General features: G+C 60.5%; 9 protein-coding genes. 6 read left to right on the forward strand and 3 right to left on the reverse strand.

Features of this window, described 5'->3' with window-relative positions; genetic code table 11:
* The first annotated feature begins 185 nt into the window (after positions 1–185).
* Positions 186–1,040, forward strand: coding sequence for a DMT family transporter (locus ACR0D9_RS08840; protein WP_480487897.1), 855 nt, complete (start codon positions 186–188; stop codon positions 1,038–1,040).
* Here ACR0D9_RS08840 and ACR0D9_RS08845 read toward each other — a convergent pair.
* Complete coding sequence (locus tag ACR0D9_RS08845) at positions 1,023–1,598, reverse strand: DUF1285 domain-containing protein (RefSeq protein ID WP_480538452.1); 576 nt, start codon at positions 1,596–1,598, stop codon at positions 1,023–1,025. The genes ACR0D9_RS08840 and ACR0D9_RS08845 overlap by 18 nt on opposite strands.
* Positions 1,599–1,662: 64 nt before the next feature.
* On the opposite strand from ACR0D9_RS08845, the gene ACR0D9_RS08850 reads away from it, so the two are divergent.
* From ACR0D9_RS08850 to ACR0D9_RS08865, 4 genes are read left to right on the forward strand one after another with little or no spacing between them, the layout of a single operon-like run.
* Positions 1,663–2,670 (forward strand): AAA family ATPase, encoded by a 1,008-nt coding sequence (locus tag ACR0D9_RS08850; protein ID WP_267365919.1) that lies wholly within the window; start codon positions 1,663–1,665, stop codon positions 2,668–2,670.
* Positions 2,667–3,542: a DUF58 domain-containing protein gene (locus ACR0D9_RS08855; protein WP_267365920.1), complete on the forward strand. Its 876-nt coding sequence runs from the start codon at positions 2,667–2,669 to the stop codon at positions 3,540–3,542. Before ACR0D9_RS08850 ends, ACR0D9_RS08855 begins: the two co-directional genes overlap by 4 nt.
* Positions 3,539–6,301 (forward strand): DUF4159 domain-containing protein, encoded by a 2,763-nt coding sequence (locus ACR0D9_RS08860; protein ID WP_480538454.1) that lies wholly within the window; start codon positions 3,539–3,541, stop codon positions 6,299–6,301. The genes ACR0D9_RS08855 and ACR0D9_RS08860 overlap by 4 nt, the downstream gene beginning before the upstream one ends.
* The gene (locus ACR0D9_RS08865; RefSeq protein WP_480482675.1) at positions 6,298–8,340 is read left to right on the forward strand and encodes a hypothetical protein; all 2,043 of its coding nucleotides are present in this window, start codon (positions 6,298–6,300) and stop codon (positions 8,338–8,340) included. Before ACR0D9_RS08860 ends, ACR0D9_RS08865 begins: the two co-directional genes overlap by 4 nt.
* 20 nt (positions 8,341–8,360) lie before the next feature.
* Here ACR0D9_RS08865 and pbpC read toward each other — a convergent pair whose 3' ends face one another.
* Together pbpC and ACR0D9_RS08875 are read right to left on the reverse strand one after the other, a co-directional pair.
* On the reverse strand, positions 8,361–10,418 hold the full coding sequence (pbpC, locus tag ACR0D9_RS08870; RefSeq protein ID WP_480538456.1) for a penicillin-binding protein 1C: 2,058 nt from the start codon (positions 10,416–10,418) through the stop codon (positions 8,361–8,363).
* Positions 10,419–10,454: 36 nt separating this feature from the next.
* Positions 10,455–15,881 carry an alpha-2-macroglobulin family protein gene (locus ACR0D9_RS08875; RefSeq protein ID WP_480538458.1) on the reverse strand — a complete coding sequence of 1,809 codons (5,427 nt, stop codon included), beginning with the start codon at positions 15,879–15,881 and terminating at the stop codon, positions 10,455–10,457.
* Positions 15,882–15,996: 115 nt separating this feature from the next.
* Here ACR0D9_RS08875 and ACR0D9_RS08880 point away from each other — a divergent pair, with 115 nt between their 5' ends.
* The gene (locus ACR0D9_RS08880; RefSeq protein ID WP_480538460.1) at positions 15,997–18,255 is read left to right on the forward strand and encodes a response regulator; all 2,259 of its coding nucleotides are present in this window, start codon (positions 15,997–15,999) and stop codon (positions 18,253–18,255) included.
* The last annotated feature ends 41 nt before the right edge of the window (positions 18,256–18,296 follow it).

Here is an 18,296-nt window from a genome sequence, read left to right on the forward strand (position 1 = left end):
TCGACCAGATCGCTTGCTCCGAATCAGCAAGGGTCAGCACAGCGCGGCGCGTCATTACGGGTGCCGCATTAACAAAAGGTCCGAATCCAATGGCGATGAGCCCGGAACCCGTACGCGGGGCAACTACCGCTATGTCTGGTGGCCGAAACCCTGCGTTGTCAGGGAATGGGTTGGCGGTTGCCTCCATGATTACCTGGGCGGCGGGGTTCCCGGCGGCGGAAGTTTTGCTGCAAACCTGGCCCCCTGTTGCATTGCTGACCGCGCGCCTGGCGCTGGCGATCGCCGTTCTGATACCGGTCTGGATCCTGCTGGATGGCCCCAGCAGAGTGTTACGCGCAAGATGGGGCCGGGCGATGGTTGTCGGCGGCTTTGGTTTTGGCTTTGCCATGTTTCTGCTGATCGTTGCGCAGAAAATGACGGACCCGGTGACAGTCGCGATCATTGCATCCTGCGCGCCTTTGCTGGCAACGGTACTGGAGCTGATGGCAGGAACCCGACGGCTGAAGTGGACCTTTGCGTTGGGTGTTCTGGTGTCGGTTCTGGGTGGGCTGATTGCAACCAGCACCGCCGCGCCCGAACAGCTGGGGCTGGGCGCGGTTCTGGCGATCCTTGCAACGGGCCTGTTTTGCTGGGGCAGCATGGCCACTGCGCGCGACTTCCCCGAACTTAGTCAGATCGGGCGCTGTACGATTACCTTCGTCGGTGGGTTGCTCATGGCCGCGGTGTTGAGTTTTGGGGCGGCCCAGCTGGGAATGGATGTGTTGCCAACCGCTGCCATTGATGGGCAGCAATGGGGGATGCTTGGGATCTATGCCTTGATATCACTGGGGCTCAGCCAGGTGCTGTTCATCTCGGCCGTGGGCAAGCTGGGCGTGGCGCTGGCTTCGTTTCACATCAATATCGCCCCGTTTTACGTGATGCTGATCATGCTGATGTTGGGGGAAGACTGGAATTGGACCCGTGCGCTGGGCGCGGGCGTGGTTGCTTTGGCCGTAGTACTGGCCCAGGATCGCGCATCTCGGTCAGCCAAGATCTGCTGAAGGGATGAGCGGGAAGAACTGTCCACCTGACCAGACACCAAACCAGCCCTCATGGTGGCTGCCAATCTCGACGAGGCGGTAAAAACTTTTGCGGTCTATGCGGGCTTCGAGGTTGGCGCGGATCAATATGTAGGGTGACGGTTCTTCTGTTGCGGGATCAATAACAACCCGGATCGGATGAGCGGGCCCTGCAACAGCGATGCCGTCCACTTGTGTGCGAAAGGTCAGGTTCTGCGTCTGACCTTCGCCGGTTTGCTCGAAATCCACGGCGATGAAGGGCGCGTCCTCGACAGTGATTCCCACCTTTTCAACCGGAGTAACCAGATAATATTTCCCGTCTTCTTTCTTAAGAATTGAGGAAAAAAGCTTCACAAGCTCGAACCGATTGATGGGCGAGCCTAAATAACTCCATGTACCATCTTTTGCGACACGAATGTCCAGATCGCCACAAAACGGGGGATTCCACAGGTGAACGGGCGGTAAACCTCGGGTTTTGGCGGCTTTAACCGATGCGGCCAATCCGTCGGGCGAGGGTTTCACAGGTTTTTGTCCGCTCATTGCTTTTGCCATTTCCTCTCAGCGCGATACACTTCAATCATATTCGTCCACGGAAGGGAAAGTCATGAACGAACCTGCCGACCTCGTAGCCGAGATCGAAGCGCTGGAAAACAAGCTGCAAGAGGCCAAGGCCTCGATCACCCGCCGCTTCATCGGGCAGGAAAGGGTCGTTGACCTGACCCTGGCTGCGCTTTTGTGCGGTGGTCACGCCCTTCTGATCGGTCTGCCGGGCTTGGGCAAGACGCGTCTGGTTGAAACCCTGTCAACGGTGATGGGGCTGCATGGCAATCGCATTCAGTTTACGCCCGACCTGATGCCAGCCGATATTCTTGGATCTGAGGTGCTGGATACGGCCGATGATGGCAGCCGCCATTTCCGTTTCATTCCAGGCCCGATCTTCTGTCAGCTGCTGATGGCGGATGAAATCAACCGCGCAAGCCCGCGAACGCAATCTGCGCTGCTGCAGGCGATGCAGGAGCGTACGGTGACAGTAGCCGGTGAGGACCGTTCCCTTGGTGTGCCATTCCACGTTCTGGCCACGCAAAACCCGATCGAACAGGAAGGCACCTATCCCCTGCCCGAAGCGCAGCTGGACCGGTTTCTTGTGCAGATCGATGTAGAATACCCCGACCGCCAGACCGAGCGGGATATTCTGCTGGCCACGACCGGTGTTGACGAAGACGAAGCACATCAGATTTTCAGCAAGGAAGAGTTGCTGGCTGCGCAGGTCCTGCTGCGTCGGATGCCCGTCGGGGACTCGGTTGTCGAGCTGATCCTTGATCTGGTGCGGGCCTTCCGCCCAGAAGAAGCGGGTGTATCCGAACGGGTTGCCGAAACCGTCGCGTGGGGTCCCGGGCCACGCGCTGCGCAGGCGCTGATGATGACGGTTCGGGCACGTGCGATGTTGCAGGGGCGTCTGGCACCCAATGCCGAGGATGTGCTGGATATGGCACGCCCGGTGCTTAGTCACCGGATGGCTCTCAACTTTGCGGCACGGGCACGCGGCGACAGTTTGGCCGACCTGATCGACTCGACTGCTGTCGGGTTGATCCGGACCGAGGCGGCAGCGTGAATGCCGCGCTGACCCTTCGCGAAAGATCCGAGGCCGAGGCATCGCGGCTGCCGCCCCTTTTGGCGCGGGCCGAGCATCTGGCGGGCACCGTTCTGCTGGGTGACCATGGACGGCGGCGCTCTGGCATGGGGGATGATTTCTGGCAATACCGCCCAGCACAGATCGGGGACAGTCGCCGGATGATCGACCACCGCCGCTCGGCGCGTGGAGATCAGCAATATGTGCGGGAACGCGAATGGCAGATCGCGCAATCGGTAATGCTTTGGGTCGATCAGGGGGCGTCGATGCGGTTTGCGTCCGACAAATCGTTGCCGACCAAGGCAGATCGCGCCCGGCTTTTGGGACTGGCAACGTCCATCCTGCTGGTCCGCGGTGGAGAGCGTGTTGGCCTGACAGGCACTACCTTGCCACCTCGGCGTGGCAATGCGCAGATCATCCGGCTCGCGCAAGCCTGGTCCGAGGATGATCAAACGGATTACGCCCCGCCTGAACATCGCGCCATGATCCCGCATGCCCGTGCCGTGTTCATTTCGGATTTTCTTGGTCCAATGGATGAAGTTGAACTGGCCCTGACCAAAGCTGCCGATCGTGGTGTTCGCGGCGTGATCCTTCAGGTGCTGGATCCGGGAGAAGAGACATTTCCCTATCGTGGACGTACGATTTTCGAAAGCGTCGGTGGGTCCGTCCGACACGAAACGCTCAAGGCCGCAGAGCTGCGGGATCGCTATCTGCAACGCCTCGCCCACCGTAAGGATGCGCTGACGCAGCTTTGCCGGGCGACTGGCTGGCAAATGGGCCTGCATCACACGGGCGATAGCGCACAAGCGGCACTGTTGTGGATATACCGTGCGCTGGACGGGGGAACGCGATGACGGTTCTGGCAGGCATCGGCTTTACCGCTCCATGGGTGCTGCTGGGTCTTCTGACCCTGCCGATCCTGTGGCTGATCCTGCGCGCGGTGCCGCCCGCGCCGATCCGCCGGATGTTCCCGGCGGTGACGTTGCTCTTGGGCCTGAAGGATGACGAAAGCGTTTCGGACCGCACGCCGTGGTGGCTCTTGCTGCTGCGGATGCTGGCAGCTGCGGCGGTGATCATAGGTCTGGCCGGTCCGGTTCTGAACCCGTCGCGGGATGAGATCGGGTCCGGGCCGCTGCTGATGGTGCTGGACGCCAGTTGGGCAGGCGCGACCCGATGGTCGGCCACGCTGGATCAGATCGATGCGCAACTGACCGAGGCCGGTCGCGCAGGGCGCACGGTGGCCATCCTGCGCCTGACCGAACCGGAAACACCCGTTTTTCAGGCGGCCGAGGCATGGCGGGGACATTTGCCGGGATTGATGCCCAACCCATGGCAGCCGACCGAACCTCAGATCGCACAGGCCATTGCGGCTATAAACTCGATTGATGGGGGGTTTGACACCCATTGGTTCAGTGACCGGCTGGATTATGTGGATCATGCGGCGCTGGTCTCCAGCTTGCAGGCTCGTGGCGATGTCGTGGTGTATCAGGCGGCGTCCCGGCCCATGGCGATCTTGCCAGCGGCTTATCAGGATGGGCTGATCAAAGTGACAGTGCAGCGCGCAGGCCCCGGCCCCGAGGAGCGTGTGACAGTATTGGCACAAGGGCGCGACCCGGCGGGAACCGCCCGAGTGCTGCATTCTGTGGAACTGACCCTTGAAGCCGGGAACGCATCGGCGCAGGTCGATCTGGCGCTGCCATCCGAACTCCGCGCCCGGATCACGCGGTTCGAAATCCAGGGCCAAAGGTCCGCCGGGACCGTGACCTTGACCGATGACAGCCTGCGTCGCCGTGAGGTCGCGCTGATTGCCGGGAGTTTGAACCGCGAAGGTCTGGAGCTGCTGTCACCCCTGCATTATCTGACTCAGGTCCTGAGCCCCACGGCGGATTTCGTCGATGGCGGTCTGACTGAGGTTCTGCCCGCCAATCCGGATGTCATTGTTCTGTCAGATGTGGCCCAGATGTCGGAACCAGAAAAGGCGGACCTGATTGAATGGGTCGAACAGGGCGGTTTGTTGCTGCGCTTTGCCGGCCCGCGTATGGCGGCCAGCGATCTTGGGCGTGACACCGAAGACACCCTGCTGCCTGCGCGGCTGCGCAGCGGTGGGCGATCTGTCGGCGGCGCGATGAGCTGGGGTGAGGCCAAGACCCTGGCACCATTCCCCGAAACCTCGCCTTTCTATGGATTGGACATCCCTGATGACGTGGTCGTTTCCACTCAGGTCATGGCGCAACCAGACCCTAACTTGGCGGATCGTGTGATTGCCTCGCTGTCTGACGGCACGCCTTTGGTGACACGTAAGGCGCTGGGGTTGGGGCAGGTGGTGTTGTTCCATGTGACCGCCGATGCAGAATGGTCCAGCCTGCCACTGTCGGGCCTGTTCGTTGAAATGCTGGATCGGCTGGCCGTGGCCTCGGCCGCAAAATCACGGCAAGAGGCTCAGTTACTGGGAACAACATGGGAGCCCGTACAAATCATGGACGGGTTTGGCACCTTGTCAGATGCCGGAACCCTGGCCGGTGTCGACGGGGTTGAACTGATATCGGGCCAGATCGGGCCGGAACTGCGCCCGGGTCTTTATGAAAGTGGCAAGCAGAAGCTGGCGTTGAACGTCGTCTCAGAAGAAACTCAGCTGCGTCCTGTTGTCTGGCCCGCAAATGTGCCGATCAAAGGGCAGGAGGTCAGCACGGAAACGCCGCTCGGTGGCCTGTTGCTCAGCCTTGCGCTGATTTTGCTGACAGTCGATGTTATTGCATCGCTTGCTTTGTCGGGCAGGTTGGGTCTGGCCCGGACGACGGCCTTGGCGCTGGCCGGTTTCCTTCTGGTACCCGAAGGTCACGCACAAACGCCTGAGGACACCGAGTTTGCATTGGCTGCGACCCACGAACTGGTATTGGCGCATGTCCTGACTGGCGATGCGCAGGTAGATGATATTGCGCAAGCCGGGTTGCGCGGGCTTGGCCAAACCCTGCTCTATCGCACATCGGTTGAACCGGCAGACCCCATCGGCGTTGATCTGGAACGGGATGAACTGGCGTTCTTTCCGTTGCTTTATTGGCCGATCTCGGCGAACCAGTCGCAACCTTCGGCCGAGGCCTATGTCAAGCTGAACGCCTATCTGCGGTCCGGAGGGATGATCCTGTTTGACACGCGTGATGCGGATATCGCAGGTTTCGGTGCCTCCAGCCCAAATGGCCGCAAACTGCAACAACTGGCCGGGCCGCTGAATATACCCTCATTAGAGCCGATTCCGCGTGATCATGTTCTGACACGCACGTTCTACCTGTTACAGGATTTTCCGGGCCGATATTCAGGCACCGAGGTTTGGGTTGAAGCCGCGCCGCTGGATGCAGAACAGATCGACGGGATGCCTTTCCGCAATCTGAACGACAATGTGACGCCGGTGGTCATCGGCGGCAATGACTGGGCCGGTGCCTGGGCGGTGGATCGCAACGGGCAGGCCCTGTTGCCCGTCGGGCGCGGTTATGCCGGGGAACGGCAACGCGAGTTGGCCAATCGTTTTGGTGTCAATCTGGTGATGCATGTGCTGACGGGGAACTACAAATCCGATCAGGTTCACGTGCCCGCCCTTCTGGACAGGTTGGGACAATGACAGGAACCGTCATCTTCGATCCGCTGATCCCGTGGGCGATGCTGCTTGTCGTGGGTATGATTGCCGTGGCCGGAGTCGTTCTGGCTTTGTGGCGTGGATTGTCGGGATGGGCCTTGCGTGGGTTGGCGGCGCTGGTGATCATCGCTGCGCTGTCCGGCCCGGTCTATCAGATCGAGGATCGTGCACCTCTGACAGATATCGTTCTGATGTTCGAGGATGAAAGCGCCAGCCAGGCGCTTTCAGACCGGGTGGAACAAACGGCTATGGCCGCAGAGGATTTGGCCACCGAGATCGAGGCACGCGACAATACAGAACTGCGCCGCATCCGGGTCGGCGATGGTGAAGGCGATGAGGGCACGCAGATCATGGCAGCCCTGAACGAGGCCCTGGCCGAAGAGCCGCGTGCGCGTATTGCCGGTATCCTCGTGGTGTCCGACGGGATAGTGCATGATGTCGATCAGGCCCCGGATCTGCCCGCACCGATGCACCTGCTGCAAACCGGGCGGGAAAGCGACTGGGATCGCAGGCTTATTGTCCGAAACGCCCCTGCTTTCGCCATCATTGGTGAATCGGTGACCTTGACCCTGCGCGTCGAAGACAGCGGAGCTGCCCCCGCAGGTGCAACATCTGCACCGTTGGAAATTTCGGTGGATGGGGGCGAGCCCGAGCAGTTCAGCATTCCAATCGGTCGCGATGTCGAACTGCCCGTCACATTGCCCCATGGCGGGCGCAACGTGATCCAGTTTTCCGTTCCTCAGGCTGAGGGCGAGTTGACCGACCGCAACAACACGGCCCTGATCCAGATGAACGGCGTAAGGGACCGCCTGCGCGTGCTGCTGGTCTCGGGTGAACCGCATCCGGGTGGTCGCACGTGGCGTAACCTGTTGAAATCCGACAGTTCTGTTGATCTGGTGCATTTCACCATCCTGCGCCCGCCTGAAAAGCAGGATGGTGTGCCGGTGGACGAGCTGTCGCTGATTGCCTTCCCGACGCGTGAGTTGTTTCTGGAAAAGATCAACGATTTCGACCTGATCATCTTTGACCGCTACAAGCGGCGCGGGATTCTGCCTGCGATCTATCTGGACAATGTCACAAGCTACATCAACGAAGGCGGCGCGGTCCTGGTTGCCGCCGGACCTGATTTCGCCGGTGCCGACAGCATCTTCCGCTCGCCCCTGGCGCCAGTTCTGCCAGCTCAGCCAACCGCGCGGGTGATCGAGGAACGATATGTGCCGATGGTCAGTGATCTGGGGCATCGTCACCCGGTCACGACCAACCTTGGAGAATCCGAGGATTGGGGGGCGTGGTTGCGACAGATCGACGTGAAACATCGCTCGGGCGACGTGCTGATGACCGGGGTCGAGGATCGTCCGCTGCTTGTCCTGAACCGTGTCGGCGAAGGGCGCGTTGCGATGCTTGCGTCTGACCATGCCTGGCTTTGGAGTCGTGGCTTCGAAGGAGGGGGTCCGCAGCTGGAGCTGTTGCGCAGGCTGGCCCATTGGATGATGAAGGAACCGGAACTGGAAGAAGAGGCGTTGTGGGCCGAGGCCAACGGTCAGTCCATGCGCATCATTCGTCAGACGCTCGGGACAGAAGTCGGCCCGGTAACAGTCACCTTGCCGAATGGCGAGACGTTGGAGATTACTTTGAAAGAGGTTTCTCCGGGTCGGTTTGAAGCGCAGTATTACGGCCCCGAGATCGGCCTTTATCGTTTGCAGGAAGGCGACCACATGGCTGTGATCGGCCTTGGCCCTGCTGCACCGAAGGAGTTCGAGCGCACCATCGCGACTGGTGATGTCCTTGAACCGGTGCTGGCCAGGTTGCGGGGCGGTGTGATCCGGTTGGAAGATGGGCTGCCGTCGATCCGCAACGTACGCGCCGGACGCCCCGCCGCCGGTCGGGGTTGGATCGGTCTGACCCCACGCAACGCGTATGAGACGCGGGATGTCACGCAGGCCGGGTTGCTGCCGCCCTGGCTTGTCTTGCTGCTGGCTGGAGGCTTTCTGCTGGGCGGTTGGCTGCGGGAAGGGCGGCGTTAACGCTGGCCCATTGCTGTTCTTTAACGGGAACCGGGCGCGCTCTGGTCGATCCGGAACGAGGCCCGGTCGGATTGGCCCTGTGCATCCACCACCACAAGTGAGGTAAATCCGGGTCCGGGATTGGGAATTTCGAATTCTCGCTGCCGTTGCCCGGTCAAGACAGGCACGCCGTTGGTCAAAACGGAAAACGGCCCGACACCACCGCGTAGTTTCACCGTGAGAGGGCTCCCGAAAGTCTCTAACACAGCGTTTTCTGGTGGAAACAACAGATCAGGTGCGGTTTGGTCCGTTTCGAAAGCCGCCGCGCGGGGCCGGAAACGTTGCAACGGTTGCGGCAATTGCGCCGCGCCAACCAACAGTGTTGATGGTGGCGGTGGGCGCAGGGGCGTGAGTTCGGGTTTCAGCAGGCCGAAAGCCTCGGTCAGAAGCGGCGCGGCAACGTCCCCTCCGAATGCGCCGGGAACAGGTGTGCCATCCGCGCGTCCCAGCCAGACCCCGATGACATGCTGCCCGTCAAAACCAATGGCCCAGGCATCGCGGTGCCCATAAGAGGTTCCCGTTTTGAAGGCCAGCGCCCCTGAAGTGCTGCCCGTGGGTGGTGTGATCCCGGATAGGATATCCGCAATCTGCCATGCTGAGGTTTCGGACAAAACACGAGAGGTGAGCCGTGCATCAGCCAGGGCGTCATGGCGCAGAATCGGGCCTTGCCCACCAGCGGCCAGCGTCACGTAGATCTGCACAAGATCATGCAAGCTCAGACCGACGCCACCCAAGGATATTGCCAATCCGGGTGTACCACTGCTCAGGCGCGGTTCTGATCCTGCTGTCCGCAGTGCTGCCATCACGCGCGCAGGGCCCAGCTCGTGCGTCAGGCGCACGACAGGGATATTCAGCGACAATTGCAGCGCGTCCCGAACCCTTACATCGCCCCGGAAAACGCCATCGAAGTTTCGCGGGGCGTAACGCCCGAACATCACCGGGCTATCGCGGATCAGGGTTTCCGGATGGGCCAGCCCCTGATCGAATGCCAGCCCGTAAACCAGAGGTTTCAGCGTCGATCCGGGCGACCGCACGGCTTGGGTCATATCCACGAACCCTTGTCGTGCATCCTGATACCCGGCTGACCCGACCGAGGCCAAAATCTTACCGTCGCGATGATCTGCCACGATCAGCGCAGCGGACACGTGCGGCCCGACGCGCGCAGCGGCCCGAGCGACCACAGTTTCCAACCGGGCTTGCACCCCTGCATCCAGGGTCAGATCAAATACACCGGTTGCACGGGTTTGGCCTTTCACGCGGTCGGTCAGATGGGGTGCAAGGCGCGGAAACGGGATCATTTGATCAGGAATGGTTTCCGTCAGGGCTGCGTGCGTCTCAGCCTTGGTCAATACGCCGTGGCGCTCTAACCTGCGCAAAATCCGATCACGGGCAATTTGGGCTGTCTCGGGTCTGCGATCCGGGCGCCGCGCCTCCGGGGATTGCGGCAAAGCGACCAGCAGGGCCGCCTGTGCGGCGGTCAAACGGGTTGCTTCTTTGCCGAACCAGGCGCGGGCACCGGCACGGATACCTTCCAGATTGCCGCCATAGGGGGCATGGGTCAGGTAGAGGTTCAGGATCTGTGTCTTGCTCAGCTGCCGTTCCAGCGCCAATGCGACCCTAATCTGGCGAAATTTGCCACTCCAACGCCCGGTCGATCCATCTTCGATCAGCCGCGCGACCTGCATGGTCAGGGTTGATCCGCCCGAAACCGCGCGCCCATTCCAAAGGCTTTGCCCGGCTGCGCGCAGCAACGCGACAGGGTCCACGCCCGCGTGGGTCCAGAAACGTTTGTCTTCGTACCGGACCAGCATGGTGGTGAAATTGGGATCGACCGCGCCGGGCTGCAGCCTCCAGATGCCATTTGCAACCGGAAACACACGCAGGAGGTCACCGTTACGATCCCGCATCTCGACCGAAGTTTCAGTCAGAACGGGCGGCAGCGCCGTGGCGTCGACCCAGCGGTCGACACCATCCCGCGCCAACGCCGCCAGATAGAGGGCACCGGCCAGCGCAAATAACAGGCGCGGCACCCTAGGCATGAGAGCCGCCCAAACAGGGATATGAAAGATGGCCGGTCACTGCACCTCGACCCGTCCCGTCGCCGTTCGCGCACGGTTCTGGGGGCGGTACATATCCTCGACCGAGGCCGCGGGATGGTGGAACACGCCCGGTGTGACAGCACGGGCGACATAAGCCAGTGTCACGGTCTGGCGCCTTGACAGGTCAACCGCAGCCAGGAACCTGTCCGAGCGGAACTCGGTATGTGTGGCATCAGACAGATCCAACCAGTCCAGCGACCGTACATCGCCCGATCGCAGCAGGTTCGGGTTGTCAATCTCGATTCCGGCGGCAAGGGGATCGTCCACCATCAGACGCGCCCCACCGCTTTCAAACGGCGTGACCGTCAGAACCGTGACAAACCGGTCCCCCACGGCAAAGCGGCCTGCGTCAATCAGATCGCCGTCCATCGAATAATACTGCCGTTCGATTGCATAGCCGGTGCCACCAGCCCCAGGCGGATCTTCGGGGATTCCGGTCACCGTCAGGGTGATATCGGTTGCCTGACCGTCGGTCGCAGTGATGTTGACCTCTTCCGCCTGCCCGGATTGCAGAACCTGAACAAAGGGGCCGGATACTGACACGCCATTGACCGTCAAACCGGAGCCGGACGGATCAGACACCAGCGCGTGCGCCGCCAGCAGGGACCATGTGGCCTCTTGCGTGGACAGGGGAGTGCGGCCCGTGCTTACCCGTTGGATCAATGCGTTGCGGTCAATCGCCTCGCTGCCCGCATCTACCGCCAGGGTCAGCAGGCCCGCCGCATCCCGCAGGCGGGTGCCGTAATCCGCGCGCCAGTGGTTTTCCTGATCGTTCGGCACCTGTTGCAGCATCCGCGCCGCACGGGCGAACATCGCGTCTGCGCGGGTCTGGTCCCCGTACGAGGCCAGCGCAGCGCCCAGTTGCGCTGCAGCCAACGGCGTGTCGAAAGCATCCCCTTTGACATCCGCATAATAGCGCAGATCGCCCATCGCCGCCGCGCCTTCCCGCGCCAGAACCATCAGGGCATAAGCGATATCCTGACCACCTTCGTCAAAATCCGGCGCATAATTGACCCGATTGCGCAGGTTATCCATGGCCTGCGCAAAAGCCTGATCCGGTACCGGGTGCCCCTGCGCACGGGCGCGCGACAGGAAATCGGTCACATAGGCGTCCAGCCAGAAATCACCGCTGCCTGCGCGCCACAGGCCAAAGGCACCGTTTGCAGCCTGACGAGTCAGGATGCTTCGGATTGATTCCGTGATGCGTTGATTCACCTCCGGGCCATTGCCCAGCCCCGAGGCCTGCGCAACAGATGACAGGTAAAGCAGCGGCAGCGCCTTGCTTGTGATCTGCTCGGTGCAGCCATAAGGGTAACGGTTCAACTGATCCAGCAGGCCGGGCATATCGAACTTTGCCAGTGCTCCGGCGGACAGGATGGCCTTGGCCGAGCCGGGTTGAAACCCATCAAAAACATCCTGCGAAAACAAAAAGCTGTCGCCCGCACCCAGCGCAAAGCGCCGTGTCCGGGCAATCACGGGATCATTGGCCCGCACCGGCATCCGCAGGGTTTGCGACAGATCGCGCCCGTCTGGCGTGGTGATGGAAACGCTGATCTCTGGATCGCCAATAACATGGGCCGTTACAGGGATGTCGAACACCGCTTTGCCACCATCCTCCAGCAGAAAGCTTGCCGGTACCGGGCCCAGTTCCAGCCCACTGGTGGTGGTCAGGCCAAGCGCCATGTCTCCGGATGCGCCATCCGCATGGACAATCTCAAGCCGCATCCGACTTTGATCGCCGGGGGCCAGAAACCGCGGCAGACTGGCAGTAACCACCACCGGATCGCGGACGATCATGTCAGCTTCGGCCTGACCGACGGCTTTTTGTGACCACGCGACGGCCATCAGTCGGACCGTACCATTGAAGGCGGGCAGGGGGATGTCGACCTCAACCGCGCCATCCGCACCGACCTGAACCGGGCCGCTGAACACCGCCATCAGATCTTGCGTCGGTGGCGGGGATTGGCGGCGCATCCCGTTGTCATTGTCGCCGCCAGAGCGAACCGTACCCATCGTTCCGTTCATGCCGTTGATCAGCCGCCCGTAAACATCACGCAGGTCCACACCCAGCCGACGTTGCCCGAAATAGTACGCTTGCGGGCTTGGGCTTTCGAACCCCGTCAGGTTGAGGATGCCCACATCCACAGCAGCAAGGGTCAGCCAGACTGGATCATCGCTTGTAACATTTTCGACCCTAACAAGGGCCTTCTGTGTTTGACGGGGCGAGGTAACCTCGGGCACCTCAATGGCAACCGACAGCGTGCGATCCGCAGGATCAATGGCAGCATAGGCGACGCCCATGGCGCGTGCCGGGTTCTGACCGGCCGCAACATCCATTGGTCGGATCACCGTGGCAGTGACATAGGCACCTGCACCCCAATCTTCTGTCACCTCTATCGGGATAACACTCTCGCCCTCCTTTACGGCAACCATCTGGCGATGGATCAGTCGGTTCGACAGCACTTCGACTTGGGCGATACCTGCCATGCGCGGAACGATGCGCAGCTGTGCGGTTTCCCCGGCGCGATAGCTGTCGCGATCCAGCGACATCTCAAGCCGGTCAGGCGTGGTCGAAGCATCTGCGGCCTGATACCAGCCTGCGTGGAAATCGACAGCGGTTTCCGTAAAGGTGCCATCAATACGTTGGACCACCAGTTCATAACGGCCCCAGTCCACGGGCTGGGACAACGTCAAAGGATCAGTGGCGACGTCAATCTCTCCGGTGGCAACGCGAGTGCGTCTGGTTGTCGGTTCCCAATTCCAGTTTCCGTAAAGCTGATACCATTGATACCGCGTTTCGATCTTGTTCAGCGTCCAGCGCAGGCGCATCGGGCTGGGGCTCAGGTCGGGTGCAAGGCCGATGATCTGAAACGCTGCCTCGGTACCTTCGGGGAGTACGTCCTCGAACAGGGGTTTGACACCGATCACAGGTTGCGGCGGCAGGACAGGAACGCTCAGGCGACGCTCAATAGGTCGGCCCGAACCATCGGCCAGTCGCGCAATAACCTCGGCTTCAATTGGCTTCCCCTCCGTCTCTAAAACAGGGATTTCAACGGCAATAGATGCTTTGCCGTTTGCATCTGTACGCGTGTCACCAAAATAGGTGCTTTTGATCGATGTCTCGGCGTCATAGCGGCCAAAGCGATATCCGTCGTAGCCCGGCACTGTGTCCGCCGGGCGTGCGATAACCTGACCGTCGATGCTCAGGTCCGACCCCGGCGCACCAAACAGATAGCGCGCGTCGATCGAAAGCGGTGGGCTGTCGCCGGGACGCAGGGGCGCGTCCGGCAGGGTCAGCTCAAAATCTATACGTTCCGGCAGGAAATCTTCTACCAGCACTGTCTGACTCGCCAACGCATCGCCTTTGGGATCAGACCTGATCTCGATCCGCCAAGCGCCGCGTGGTGCATCTGCCGCAACAGGCAGGGCAAAGATATGCCCCCCGGCGACGCCGCCATCCGAGACGGTTCGGCGGTATTCCACGCCGTCAGGGCGATACAGGATCGCAATCAGGGGCAGGCCCTCGATAGCCTGCGCCTCACCATCGCGCGAAAGGGCGGTGAGGTGTATCACCTCTCCGGCCCGATATGCGCCGCGATCCGTGGCCAGAAAAACATCAACCGGCCCCGCAGGTGCACGCCCTTCAACACCACGATCTGACAGGTCAAAGGCGGGATCGGTCAGGGATAGAAAGCTGAAATCGCTGTCTCCAGTTGACGCCATCACCAGTGCGGGAGCGCTGGCCCCCTTGCCGCGCGTCAGACCGGGATCGAACCTGACATAACCCGATTCATCCGTTCGCGCTTCGGCGATGACCGCATTTGCGCTTGTGACCAGTGAAACCTCGACACCTTCACGGGGTGCCGCGTCGCTCAGCCCGCGCACCGTGACGTGCAACCCGTCGGTGCCAAGCACGCTGCTGATCCCAAGATCGGACAGAACAAACCATTGCGTTGCGCCCGGGTCGTCATAGGGATCAGCCCCCGGAACACGGGCGGTCAGAGCATAAATACCGGCGGGCTGATCCGCGATCGCCTCGGCCATGGGCAGGCGCGCCGTCATGGTCTGGTTCAGTTCGTTGGCCACTTCGGCGATGCCAGTCCAGATATCCTCGGCAATTTCATCGGAAAATTCTGCTTCCTGCCATTCACTAAGCGGACGACCGAAGAAATCCTGCTGCACCGCGCGCAACAGGTTCCGGTCGCTGACCCTCCGCAGGATCAGGTTCAGCTCGGTGACGTTGACCGTTTCAACGGGCAACGCAGCATCAGCGGATTTCGGCAGAACGTAGCTGCGCCCGGGAAACCGGACCGAAGGCGCCCGGTCGCGCACGTAATGGGCAAGCTCAACATTGCGGTTCAGCGCCTCGCCCGAGGCGGAGGGCAAGCCTTCGCGTAGCGTCAGGCGATAGCGCTGACCATGGGCGACACCGCCAACGCACAGCTGCCTGCCCTCAGCCTGTACCACCAACCCGTCATCGTTGCGCTGGACAAACGGATCATAGTCGACCCCCGCCTTGACCAGCGGTTCTGAAAACTCGACGCAGATCCGCGGTGCAACGGCGTCGCTTTCCACAGAACTGTCGACCACGCGAAACCCGTATTTCTTGATGGCATCATTCAGCGCGGTCAGTACATCCTCGCGCGGTTGGATTTGCTCTGCCAGCCGCAGCACAGGGATCATATCGCGCCCGCGCTCGACCTCTTCCAGGGCGCGGGCCAATGTCATTAGGGCGGCAACCTGTGTGCCGGGAGTATCGGCGCGCAAGTAGCCATTGGTTGCGGCATTCAGCGCACGGTTGCGCAGGTCGCGCCGTTCACTCCAGTCCGAAGAGTTTGTCTGCAACAACAGGCGCGCGTATTCCACCCATAAATCGGGCGCGTCACTGAGCGATACGGCCACACCAGTCCAATTCATCGCCTGCCGCGGGCTGCTCGCGCTGCGCGCCGCGCCCAGAACAGCCTGCAGGTCGTTGCCTTGCGCCATATGAACAAAGCCCAGATCGCGTGCCTGATCTGCGGCCTGCTTCAGGTCAGCAGTACCAAGTACACTCAACGCATTTGCACGCGTTTTTGCCAATGTTTGGGTCTGATCTGGAGTAAGCATCTTCTGCGCAGACACAGCCCCCTGATAGGCCTCTTGCCGGTTTACACCACTTTTTGGAAAACAGGCATTGGATCGGGTGTTGTAGGTGAACGCGGTGCAACGCGTATTGGCGGAACAGGCCTGAATGCAGGACTTCAGATCGGTATCGAAAAGGGCGTCCAGATCCGAGCCATAAAAATCCACGTCCCGCGTCGTGATGTAACGGAATTCAGGCACTGCATCTTGCGCCTGGGTGGCGCTGGGGAGGACCAAAAGCGAAATGACGTAAGTTATTGAAATAAAAACAAAGCGGCGCATGGTGCCCTCCTCTTTGGGCACAGCGTTGCATGGCGTGCGCCTGTTGTGCAACGGCTTAAACAGTTTTTCATCCTCTGTCGGGATGCTGGGTGCAGAACGTTCTGGAATCAATCAAATGAGTCTTGCACATAAATTGGCACAGGAACGGCGCGCGCGCTTGGCAGCTGAACGGGTGCTGGCCCTGAAGCAGGCAGAGCTGTCGGCAGCCAATCGCAAACTGGGTCAACATGCCATGGCATTGACCAAACGAATTGGCGAAACGCAGGCTGAGGTTGAAACCGTTCGGGATGAAAACGAAAAGGTCAAATCCGACCTCTGCGTGGCCAACGCCAAGATCGAGGTTGCCGAACGCCGCTTGTGGCACTCGATTCAGACAATACAGGACGGATTTGCCTTTTTTGACGGTGACAACCGGCTGATCGGCGCAAACACCGCGTATCTGAGTGTTTTTGAAGGTCTGGACGAAGTCGCGCCGGGGATATCATACCCCCGTATTCTGCATTTGCTGACGTCAGAAGGTATTGTCGATATCGGGGATGAATCCGCGGAAGACTGGCAGGCCAGAATGCTGGCCCGCTGGAGCCGCGCCAATCCGCCACCAATCGTTATGCAGCTTTGGAACGGTCACTATATCCGTCTGATCGACCAGCGTGGCAGCGGTGGTGATATGGTGAGCCTTGCTCTCAACATCACAACGTCGGTCCGGCATGAAATCGAGCTTAAGGCGGCGCGAGAGAGGGCCGAAGCAGCAAACCGGGCCAAGTCGGCCTTTCTGGCCAACATGAGCCATGAAATCCGTACACCGATGAACGGCATCGTTGGCATGTCCGAGTTACTGGACGAGACACCGTTGGACGAAGAGCAGCGGCTATACGTCAATACGATTCGCAATTCGGGTGAGGCGCTGCTGGTCATCATCAACGACGTTCTGGATTATTCCAAGATTGAGGCGGACAAGCTGGCTCTGCACCCCGAACAGTTTGATCTTGAACGCTGCATTCTTGAGGTTGCAATGCTGCTGCAGCCCAGCGTGCGCGATAAGGGGCTGACATTGCTGGTGGATTACGACTTGTTCTTGCCAACCCTTTTTGTGGGCGATCCTGGTCGGATACGGCAGGTTCTGACCAATCTGGTCGGCAACGCCGTCAAGTTCACCTCCGAAGGCTACGTGCTGGTCCGGGTGACAGGGGTGCCCAACCCGGATGCGCAGATCTGCGACATCCATATCGCGATTGAAGACACCGGAATTGGCATCGACGCCGAGAAAATCGACCACATATTTGGCGAGTTCAATCAGGTCGAAGACGAGCGCAACCGCCAGTTTGAAGGCACCGGGCTTGGCCTTGCCATCACCAAGCGGCTGATCACCTTGATGGGCGGCACGGTCTGGGTTGAAAGCGAACCGGAACAGGGATCCTGTTTCGGTTTTCGCGTGACACTGCCCACGGTAGAAGGTCCGCAACCCGAGCCTCCGAACCTGGCGGAATGTTTGAAACATGTCCTGCTGGTCGAAGACCTTGCCGTGAACCGGGCCATTCTTGCCAAGCAGCTTGGGCGACTGGGGGCTGAGGTGACGGTTTGCACGTCGGGGACCGAGGCGCTGTCACAGATGAATGATCAGATTGATCTGGTTCTTTGTGACCACGACCTGCCGGATATGGATGGGCTGGACCTTGCGGTCTCGCTCAGGGATCGGGGGTGGGGTGATATTCCGGTGGTTGTGATGTCGGCAAACCCAGGCTTGATTCACGCGCATCCTGCCCGTGACCTGATCGACGGTGTCTTGCAGAAACCCATCCCGCGGTCCGAGTTGTATAGCAGGCTGATGGCGCTTGACAGCCCATCGTTGGAAAGGTGCCCTTTGGACGTGGGCAAAACAGTCTCTAAAAAGCGAGATTCTGAATCTGCGCACCCCCGACGCATGAGGGTTCTTGCCGCAGAGGACAACCGCACCAACCAATTGATCCTGAAGAAGATGGTCAAGGATCTGAATATCGATCTTCGCTTTGCCTCGAATGGGATTGAAGCGGTTGAGATCTATCAGGAGTTCGAGCCAGATCTGATCTTCATGGATATTTCCATGCCAAAGATGGACGGCAAACAGGCAACAGCGGAAATTCGCGGGCTTGAGGTTGCAACCGGTCGTCACGTTCCCATCGTTGCCCTGACGGCCCATGCCATGGCAGGGGATGATCAGGGAATTCTGTCAGCCGGCTTGGACCACTACCTGACCAAACCGCTACACAAGAACCGAATTCACCAGATGATCCTGCAACACCAACCCGATTGCGTCTGCTCGGTCGCAGACACCATGCCCAGTGGCAAAATCCGGCGTGAGCGGGGCGAAAACCCGAATCCGACCTCATCGGGCTGACACTTCAGGCGTTTGCCATCGGGATGCAAGTTCTAGTGACC

This window comes from Ruegeria sp. AK11 (assembly GCF_056541095.1).